Origin of the sequence: Nioella sp. MMSF_3534 (genome assembly GCF_030732985.1) — a bacterium.
Taxonomy (GTDB): Bacteria; Pseudomonadota; Alphaproteobacteria; order Rhodobacterales; family Rhodobacteraceae; genus Nioella.
Map to the genome: position 1 here is coordinate 1 of NZ_JASHJX010000086.1, position 7,304 is coordinate 7,304.

The window sequence follows — 7,304 nt, forward strand, 5'->3', positions numbered from 1 at the left end:
TGCCCCCCGGACCCCCCGAGGTATTTTTGCCAAGATGAAAGGGGGTTAATTGTTTGTTGCCGTGAGGGCCGCGTGTTAACCCTTTGAAAGTAATAAAGTTATTGACTTACCGAACGGTCCCGTGTACACCTTGTGACATGCTGGAAGAACTGGGCAAGCGGCCCCGGGGGTGACCTCGGAGGTCGCTTTTTCATTTCTGCTCGTGCGGGTTCATTTTTGAAAGCACGGGGATTTTCTATGACTGATCAATTGAACGAAGATCAAACGCCGTTTCAGGAGATGCTGGACGGCGCGCTGGAGGCATTTGCCACGGCGCGTCAGGTTCTGAGAGGGACGCTGAAGCGTCTGAAGGCCGAGGAACCGGTCGACGCTTCGGAGGTGTCCAAGCATGTCCGGGAGATGAACAACGCACTCATCTTTGCGATGGGTCTGGAAGGAAAGGCACGCGATGCGACAGGACAGCGGATGGGAGAGATCGGGGCAGGGCAGCTCGACCTCGATGCGGCCCGGGCTGAGATCGGGCTCCGCCTCGCTTGCCTGCGTGCCGCAGGAGGCGGTGGAGCGGTTCCTGACGGGGCTGAGTGACAACGCTCTGGCGGCGCTGCCCTGGCTCTTCGAGTTCTGGGCATTGCCGCACCAGTTGCCGCCCGAGGGGGATTGGCGGGCCTGGGTGGTGCTGGGCGGGCGCGGCGCGGGCAAGACGCGGGCCGGGTCCGAATGGGTGCGGTCCATGGTCGAGGGGGCAACGCCGCTGGCCCCCGGTCGCGCCCGGCGCGTGGCGCTGGTGGGCGAGACCTATGACCAGGCCCTGGCGGTGATGGTGAAGGGGGAGAGCGGGCTTTTGGCCTGCTCCCCTCCGGACCGGCGGCCGCGCTGGGTGGCGGGGGAGCGGATGCTAATCTGGCCGAACGGGGCGGAGGCGCGGCTCTATTCGGCGCATGACCCGGAGGCTTTGCGGGGCCCGCAGTTTGACGCGGCCTGGGCTGATGAGTTGGCGAAATGGCCCCGCGCGGAGGAGACATGGGACATGCTGCAATTCGGGCTTCGTCTTGGGGACCATCCGCAGGTCTGCGTGACGACGACGCCCCGCAATGTCGGGGTGCTGAAGGATTTGCTGGCGCGGGACAGCACGGGTGTGACCCACGCGCCCACCGAGGCGAACCGGGCGTTCCTGGCGGACTCGTTTCTGGAGGAGGTGCGGGCGCGCTATGGCGACACGCGGCTTGGCCGGCAGGAGCTGGATGGCGAGCTGATCGAGGAGGCCGAGGGCGCGCTGTGGACGCAAGCGATGCTGGATGGCGCGCGGGCGGATGCGGTGCCCGACGGCGCGCGGATCACGGTGGCGGTCGATCCGCCGGTGACGGGGCATTCAGGCTCGGACGCCTGCGGGATCGTGGTGGTTGGCGTGGTGCAGGTCGGGCCGCCACGGGATTGGCATGGCGTCGTCATCGAGGATTGTTCCGTGCAGGGCGTTTCGGCCTCTGGCTGGGCGGAGGCGGCGGCGGCGGCCTATCACCGGCATGGGGCCGACCGGATGGTCGCGGAGGTCAATCAGGGCGGCGACCTGGTGCTGGATGCGGTTCGGATGGTGGACCCAATGATCAATGTACACTCGGTCCATGCGTCGCGTGGCAAGATCGCGCGGGCGGAGCCTGTGGCGGCGCTTTACGAACAGGGGCGGGTGGCGCATTTGCCGGGGTTGGCGGTGCTGGAAGACCAGATGTGCCGCATGACGATCACCGGCTACGAAGGCCGGGGCAGCCCCGACCGGGTGGACGCGCTGGTTTGGGCCCTAACGGACGGGATGATCCTGCCCGCGCGAAATGTGCTGGCCAAGCCGGGCATCCGGCAGATCTGAATGTGTGACGCAAGGGGCGTTCATCCGCCCTTTTGGGAGCGTTTTCGCGGGCTTCGCGGGGGCGCTCTTTTGACATGGACCAAGGAGACAAGCGGATGGTGTTGGATTTCTTGCGGAGATCGCAGCCGGAGGTGCCGGAGGCCAAGGCCTCGGCCACGGGGCGGGTGGTGGCTTGGGCGGGCGCGGGGCGCGTGGCCTGGAGCCCGCGCGATACGGTGTCGCTGATGAAAACGGGCTTTACCGGCAACCCGGTGGGGTTCCGGTCGGTCAAGCTGATCGCCGAGGCGGCTGCGGCATTGCCGGTGATCTGCCAGGATGTGGAGCGCCGCTATGATGTGCATCCGCTGCTGTCGCTGCTGGCACGGCCCAACGGGGCGCAGGGGCGGGGCGAGTTCCTGGAGGCGCTGTTTGCGCAGCTTTTGTTGTCGGGCAATGGCTATGTCGAGGCGGTGAGCCCTGATGGGGGCATGCCGGGTGAGCTGCATGTGCTGCGGTCCGACCGGATGAGCCTTGTGCCGGGGGCCGATGGCTGGCCGGTGGCCTATGAGTATGCCGTGGGGACCAGGAAACACCGGTTCCATGTGCAGGGGGCGAGCCCCATTTGCCATGTGCGGCTGTTCCATCCGCAGGACGATCACTATGGGTTGTCGCCGATGCAGGCGGCGGCGAATGCGCTGGACGTGCATAACAGTGCCTCGCGCTGGTCGAAGGCGCTGCTGGACAATGCGGCGCGACCGTCGGGGGCGATTGTCTATCGCGGGGCCGATGGGGCCGGGACGATGACCGCCGAGCAGTTCGAACGCTTGCAGGCGGAGATGGAGAGCCACCATCAGGGCGCAAGGAATGCCGGGCGGCCGATGCTGCTGGAGGGTGGCCTCGATTGGAAGCCGATGGGGTTCAGCCCCTCGGATATGGAGTTCCAGAAGACCAAGGACGCCGCCGCGCGGGATATTGCGCTGGCCTTCGGGGTGCCGCCGATGATGCTGGGGATTCCCGGCGACGCGACCTATGCCAACTATGCTGAAGCCAACCGGGCGTTCTATCGGCTGACGGTGCTGCCGCTGGCCAACAAGGTGCTGGCGTCGCTGGCCCATTGGCTGGCCGGTTATTCCGGCGAGGTGGTGGAGCTGCGGCCCGATCTCGACCAGGTGCCGGCGTTGGCCACGGAACGCGACGCACAGTGGCGTAGGGTGGCTGAGGCGGAGTTTCTGACGCCTGCCGAGAAGCGCGCCATGCTGGGGCTGCCGCGGCTGGCGGAGGATGAATGAGCGACAGGGGGACGGCGGGCGGGTCGCGCTTTCTCTATGCCCCCTTCGACGCGGCCAATGCCCGGATCGAGGCCAATGAACGCGTGGCCGAGGAACGCTGGCAGGCGCTGGAATACCGGCTGAACGCAATCGAGACGGCGCTGGAGCGGGTCGAACGGCGGCTTTGGTTGGCCGTCTTTGGCGTGGTCAGCGTGGTGCTGGCGCAGGCGATCAACGAGATCATTCAGATGAGCTATGGTGGATAGGAGATTGGAATGTATGAACTTTCCTCAAGCGGTTTGGAGACCAAGTTCTGCCGCTTCGACGAGGCGCTGACGGTGAGCGACGGCCATGTGATCGAGGGCTATGCGAGCCTGTTCGGGGCCTGTGACCAAGGTGGCGACGTGGTGCAGAAAGGGGCCTATGCGCGCAGTCTGAAAGGGCTGTCGGCGCAGGGCCGACGGGTCAAGATGCTGTGGCAGCACGATCCGGCGCAGCCCATTGGCGTTTGGGACGAGCTGCGCGAGGACGGCAAGGGCCTGTGGGTCAAGGGCCGGATCCTCGACGCGGTGGAAAAGGGGCGCGAGGCGGCGGCGCTGATCGGGGCGGGCGCGATTGACGGGCTGTCCATCGGCTACCGCACGCTGCGCGCGACCAAGGATGACAGGGGCCAGCGGCTTCTGAACGAGGTGGAGCTTTGGGAAGTGTCGCTGGTGACCTTCCCGATGCTGCCGCAGGCGCGGGTGGGTGCCCACAAGGCCGACGAGGCCAAGGGCGACTTCCTGCATGAACTGGCGACGGTGTTCCAGGACGCCCGCCGCAAACTGGCGGCGCGTTAAGGCCCCGCATTTCTCTCAACAATCAGGACGATGTGATGACCGAGACCGAGACCAAGTCTTCGGGCGGCTCCGCTGTGCACAATGCACCGGATGCCACCACCGAAGTGAAATCAGCGCTGGCAGGGTTTCTGAAAGAATTCAGTCAGTTCCAGGACGACATGACCACGAAGCTTCAAAAACAGGAAGAGCGTATTTCCATGCTGAACACCAAGACCATGACCCATCTGCGCCCCGCGCTTTCCGCCACCACCGAAGACGGTGCCCCCCACAAGAAGGCCATCGGGGCCTACCTGCGCACCGGCGATGATGACGGGTTGCGCGGGCTGGAGCTGGAGGGCAAGGCGCTCAACACCGCTGTGAACGCTGAGGGCGGCTATCTGGTCGATCCGCAGACCGCCGAGATGATCCAGGGTGTGCTGCGGGGCGCGTCGTCGCTGCGGGCGGTCGCCAATGTGGTGAATGTCGAGGCGACCTCGTTCGACGTGCTGGTCGACCATACCGATGTGGGGGCCGGTTGGGCCACGGAAACCGCCGCGACCACGGAAACCGACACCCCGCAGATCGAGCGCATTTCGATCCCGCTGCATGAGCTTTCGGCGCTGCCCAAGGCGTCTCAGCGGCTGCTCGATGACACCGCCTTCGATATCGAGGGCTGGCTGGCGGGCCGCATCGCCGACAAGTTCGCCCGCGCCGAGGCGATGGCCTTCGTCAGCGGCGACGGGGTGGACAAGCCCACAGGCTTCCTGACCCATACGACGGTTGATGACGCGAGCTGGAGCTGGGGCAACCTGGGCTATGTCATCACCGGCACGGCGGGCGATTTCGCCGCCGTAAACCCGGCGGATGCGATTGTCGATCTGGTCTATGCGTTGGGCGCGCGCTACCGCGCCAACGCGTCCTTCGTGATGAACTCCAAAACCGCCGGGGCGGTGCGCAAGATGAAGGATGCCGATGGCCGCTTCCTGTGGTCGGACGGTCTGGCCGCCGGAGAACCCGCGCGGCTGATGGGCTATCCGGTGCTGATTGCCGAGGATATGCCCGATATCGCGACCGACGCCATGGCGATTGCCTTCGGCGATTTCGGCGCGGGCTACACCATTGCCGAACGCCCCGACCTGCGCGTGCTGCGTGACCCGTTCAGCGCCAAGCCGCATGTCCTGTTCTATGCCACCAAGCGCGTCGGCGGTGACGTCAGCGACTTTGCCGCGATCAAACTGCTGAAATTCGGCATCGCCTGATCCCTCGTCAGAGGCACGAAACCCGTCCCGGTTCCTCGGGGCGGGCGGCATGGGCGGGCCCTTGCGGCCTCCAGCCCTTTTGTCCTCCGCCCGAGCGGTGCGGGGCCCGGCCATGCCACCCCTTAAGAGGCAGTCCTTTGCGGAGAAAAAACAACATGATGATGGTCGAAATGTCTTCGGTGTCCAGTGCCCTTCTGCCGATAACCGAGCTGACCGATCACCTGCGCCTGTCCTCCGGCTTTGCCGATGATGGCAGCCAGGACGCGCAGCTGGAAAGCTGTCTGCGGGCGGCGCTGGCCGCGATCGAGGCGCGGATCGGCAAGGCTCTGTTCCGGCGCGGGTTCAGCTGGCATCTGAGCCACTGGCAATCGGTCACGGCGCAGGTGCTGCCGGTGGCCCCGGTCGCGTCGGTCGACACGGTCAAGCTGGTGTCGCGGGCGGGGGCCGAAACGGTGCTGGATCCGGGCAGCTATTCCTTGCGGGCTGACAGTCACCGCCCGGCCATCGAGGCCGCAAGCAGCCTGCCGAACCCGTCTTCAGGCGGGTCGATCGAGATCGAATTTACGGCAGGCTACGGGCTGGATTGGCACGGAATTCCCGCCGATCTGCGCCAGGCGGTGCTGTTGCAGGCAGCGGAGCTTTACGAGGCGCAGGGCACCGGAGAGGCAGGCATGGCCTGCGGCGTGGCGGTCCTGATCGAGCCCTATCGGTCGGTCCGCATGCGGGGGCTGAGCGGATGAACGGGCATCCGAAACTGACGCGCCGTTTGCTGTTGGAAGGGCCGGTTCGGGTCGCTGACGGGGCGGGGGGCTTTACCGAAAGCTGGTCGCCGCTTGGCACGGTCTGGGCCGAGGTGCTGCCGCGCACGGGGCGCGACGCGGCGGGGCTGTCGCGGGTGGGCTACAAGATCACTCTCCGTTCGGCCCCGCAAGGCGCACCATCGCGCCCCAAACCTACGCAGCGGTTCCGGGACGGGGCGCGGATCTTCACCATCGACGCAGTCACCGAGAGCGCCCCGGACGGGCGCTTTCTGATCTGCTTCGCCACCGAGGAGGAGGGGACATGAGCTATGGCATGACGGCGGCGCTGCAAACGGCGGTTTATGGGCGGCTGAGCGGCGATGCGACCCTTGCGGGGATCGTCGGAAGCAACGTGTTCGACGCATTGCCCCAGGGGCCGCTGCCGCCGCTTTACGTGACCATCGGGCCTGAAAAGGTGCGCGACCGGTCTGACGGCAGTTTCGGCGGCGCGCTGCATGATTTCAGCGTGACCGTGACCAGCAGCGCCGCCGGGTATCACCAGGCGAAACAGGCGGCCTCTGCCGTGTCGGACGCCCTTCTGAACGGCGGGCTGAGCCTGGCGCGCGGGCGTGCGGGACGGGTGCAATTCCACCGCGCACAGGCCGGGCGCAGCGGGGCGGATCGGCGGATCGAGATGTGGTTCAGGGCTCGCCTGGACGAGGATGACAGCTGAATACCGCTTCAGCTTTGACGTGCAATATTCTGATTTAACTGGAGAATGACATGGCAGCGCAAAACGGCAAGGACCTTCTGCTGAAGGTCGATCTGGATGGCAACGGGTCGTTCCAGACCATGGCGGGGCTCAGGGCCTCGCGGCTGAGCTTCAATGCGGAGACGGTGGATGTGACAAGCCTGGAATCGACCGGCGGCTGGCGGGAGTTGCTGGGCGGCGCGGGCGTGAAAACGGCGGCGATCAGCGGCTCGGGCATCTTCCGCGACGAGACCACGGATGAACGCGCCCGGCAGATCTTCTTCGACGGGGAAGTGCCCGATTTTCAGGTGATCATTCCCGATTTCGGCACCGTGGAGGGGCCGTTCCAGATCACCTCGATTGAATATGCGGGCACCCATGATGGCGAGGCAACCTATGAGGTCTCGCTCGCCTCAGCCGGTGCGCTGACCTTTACCGCCGCGCTCTGATCATGGCGAACCCCTATGCGGGCGAGGTGGCGCTGGTGCTGGATGGCGAAGCCCATGTGTTGAAGCTGACGCTCGGTGCCTTGGCGGAGCTGGAGGGTTGGTTGCAGGCCGACAGCCTTCCGGCGCTGGTCGAACGGTTTGAGGCCGGCGGTTTCAGCGCGCGCGATGTGCTGGCGCTGGTC

11 protein-coding genes are annotated in these 7,304 nt (G+C 66.0%); all 11 read left to right on the top strand.

The features are described 5' to 3' along the window. The first annotated feature begins 237 nt into the window (after positions 1–237). Positions 238–585, top strand: a complete 348-nt coding sequence (locus RBB16_RS20205) for a hypothetical protein (protein ID WP_306047834.1) — start codon at positions 238–240, stop codon at positions 583–585. Continuing rightward, positions 500–1,858, top strand: coding sequence for a DNA-packaging protein (locus tag RBB16_RS20210; protein WP_306047835.1), 1,359 nt, complete (start codon positions 500–502; stop codon positions 1,856–1,858). The genes RBB16_RS20205 and RBB16_RS20210 overlap by 86 nt, the downstream gene beginning before the upstream one ends. Positions 1,859–1,953: 95 nt before the next feature. Further along, the gene (locus RBB16_RS20215) at positions 1,954–3,126 is read left to right on the top strand and encodes a phage portal protein (RefSeq protein ID WP_306047836.1); all 1,173 of its coding nucleotides are present in this window, start codon (positions 1,954–1,956) and stop codon (positions 3,124–3,126) included. Next, complete coding sequence (locus RBB16_RS20220; protein ID WP_306047837.1) at positions 3,123–3,371, top strand: hypothetical protein; 249 nt, start codon at positions 3,123–3,125, stop codon at positions 3,369–3,371. The genes RBB16_RS20215 and RBB16_RS20220 overlap by 4 nt, the downstream gene beginning before the upstream one ends. A 9-nt stretch (positions 3,372–3,380) precedes the next feature. Then, positions 3,381–3,944, top strand: coding sequence for an HK97 family phage prohead protease (locus tag RBB16_RS20225; protein ID WP_306047838.1), 564 nt, complete (start codon positions 3,381–3,383; stop codon positions 3,942–3,944). A gap of 35 nt (positions 3,945–3,979) precedes the next feature. Then, positions 3,980–5,182: a phage major capsid protein gene (locus tag RBB16_RS20230; protein WP_306047839.1), complete on the top strand. Its 1,203-nt coding sequence runs from the start codon at positions 3,980–3,982 to the stop codon at positions 5,180–5,182. Between the two features lie 155 nt (positions 5,183–5,337). Further along, positions 5,338–5,922, top strand: a complete 585-nt coding sequence (locus tag RBB16_RS20235) for a hypothetical protein (RefSeq protein WP_306047840.1) — start codon at positions 5,338–5,340, stop codon at positions 5,920–5,922. Then, positions 5,919–6,248: a head-tail adaptor protein gene (locus tag RBB16_RS20240; RefSeq protein WP_306047841.1), complete on the top strand. Its 330-nt coding sequence runs from the start codon at positions 5,919–5,921 to the stop codon at positions 6,246–6,248. The genes RBB16_RS20235 and RBB16_RS20240 overlap by 4 nt, the downstream gene beginning before the upstream one ends. Beyond that, the gene (locus RBB16_RS20245) at positions 6,245–6,655 is read left to right on the top strand and encodes a DUF3168 domain-containing protein (RefSeq protein WP_306047842.1); all 411 of its coding nucleotides are present in this window, start codon (positions 6,245–6,247) and stop codon (positions 6,653–6,655) included. The genes RBB16_RS20240 and RBB16_RS20245 overlap by 4 nt, the downstream gene beginning before the upstream one ends. Before the next feature lie 50 nt (positions 6,656–6,705). Next, positions 6,706–7,122 carry a phage major tail protein, TP901-1 family gene (locus RBB16_RS20250; RefSeq protein ID WP_071691863.1) on the top strand — a complete coding sequence of 139 codons (417 nt, stop codon included), beginning with the start codon at positions 6,706–6,708 and terminating at the stop codon, positions 7,120–7,122. Positions 7,123–7,124: 2 nt separating this feature from the next. Beyond that, positions 7,125–7,304, top strand: a 180-nt coding sequence (locus tag RBB16_RS20255; RefSeq protein WP_306047843.1) for a gene transfer agent family protein, incomplete at its 3' end; no start/stop codon positions are given.

Bases quoted from the DNA above. Each gene is read 5' to 3' on its own strand.
- RBB16_RS20205 (WP_306047834.1), top strand. From the start codon at position 238: ATGACTGATCAATTGAACGAAGATCAAACGCCGTTTCAGGAGATGCTG.
- RBB16_RS20210 (WP_306047835.1), top strand. From the start codon at position 500: ATGCGGCCCGGGCTGAGATCGGGCTCCGCCTCGCTTGCCTGCGTGCCG.
- RBB16_RS20215 (WP_306047836.1), top strand. From the start codon at position 1,954: ATGGTGTTGGATTTCTTGCGGAGATCGCAGCCGGAGGTGCCGGAGGCC.
- RBB16_RS20220 (WP_306047837.1), top strand. From the start codon at position 3,123: ATGAGCGACAGGGGGACGGCGGGCGGGTCGCGCTTTCTCTATGCCCCC.
- RBB16_RS20225 (WP_306047838.1), top strand. From the start codon at position 3,381: ATGTATGAACTTTCCTCAAGCGGTTTGGAGACCAAGTTCTGCCGCTTC.
- RBB16_RS20230 (WP_306047839.1), top strand. From the start codon at position 3,980: ATGACCGAGACCGAGACCAAGTCTTCGGGCGGCTCCGCTGTGCACAAT.
- RBB16_RS20235 (WP_306047840.1), top strand. From the start codon at position 5,338: ATGATGATGGTCGAAATGTCTTCGGTGTCCAGTGCCCTTCTGCCGATA.
- RBB16_RS20240 (WP_306047841.1), top strand. From the start codon at position 5,919: ATGAACGGGCATCCGAAACTGACGCGCCGTTTGCTGTTGGAAGGGCCG.
- RBB16_RS20245 (WP_306047842.1), top strand. From the start codon at position 6,245: ATGAGCTATGGCATGACGGCGGCGCTGCAAACGGCGGTTTATGGGCGG.
- RBB16_RS20250 (WP_071691863.1), top strand. From the start codon at position 6,706: ATGGCAGCGCAAAACGGCAAGGACCTTCTGCTGAAGGTCGATCTGGAT.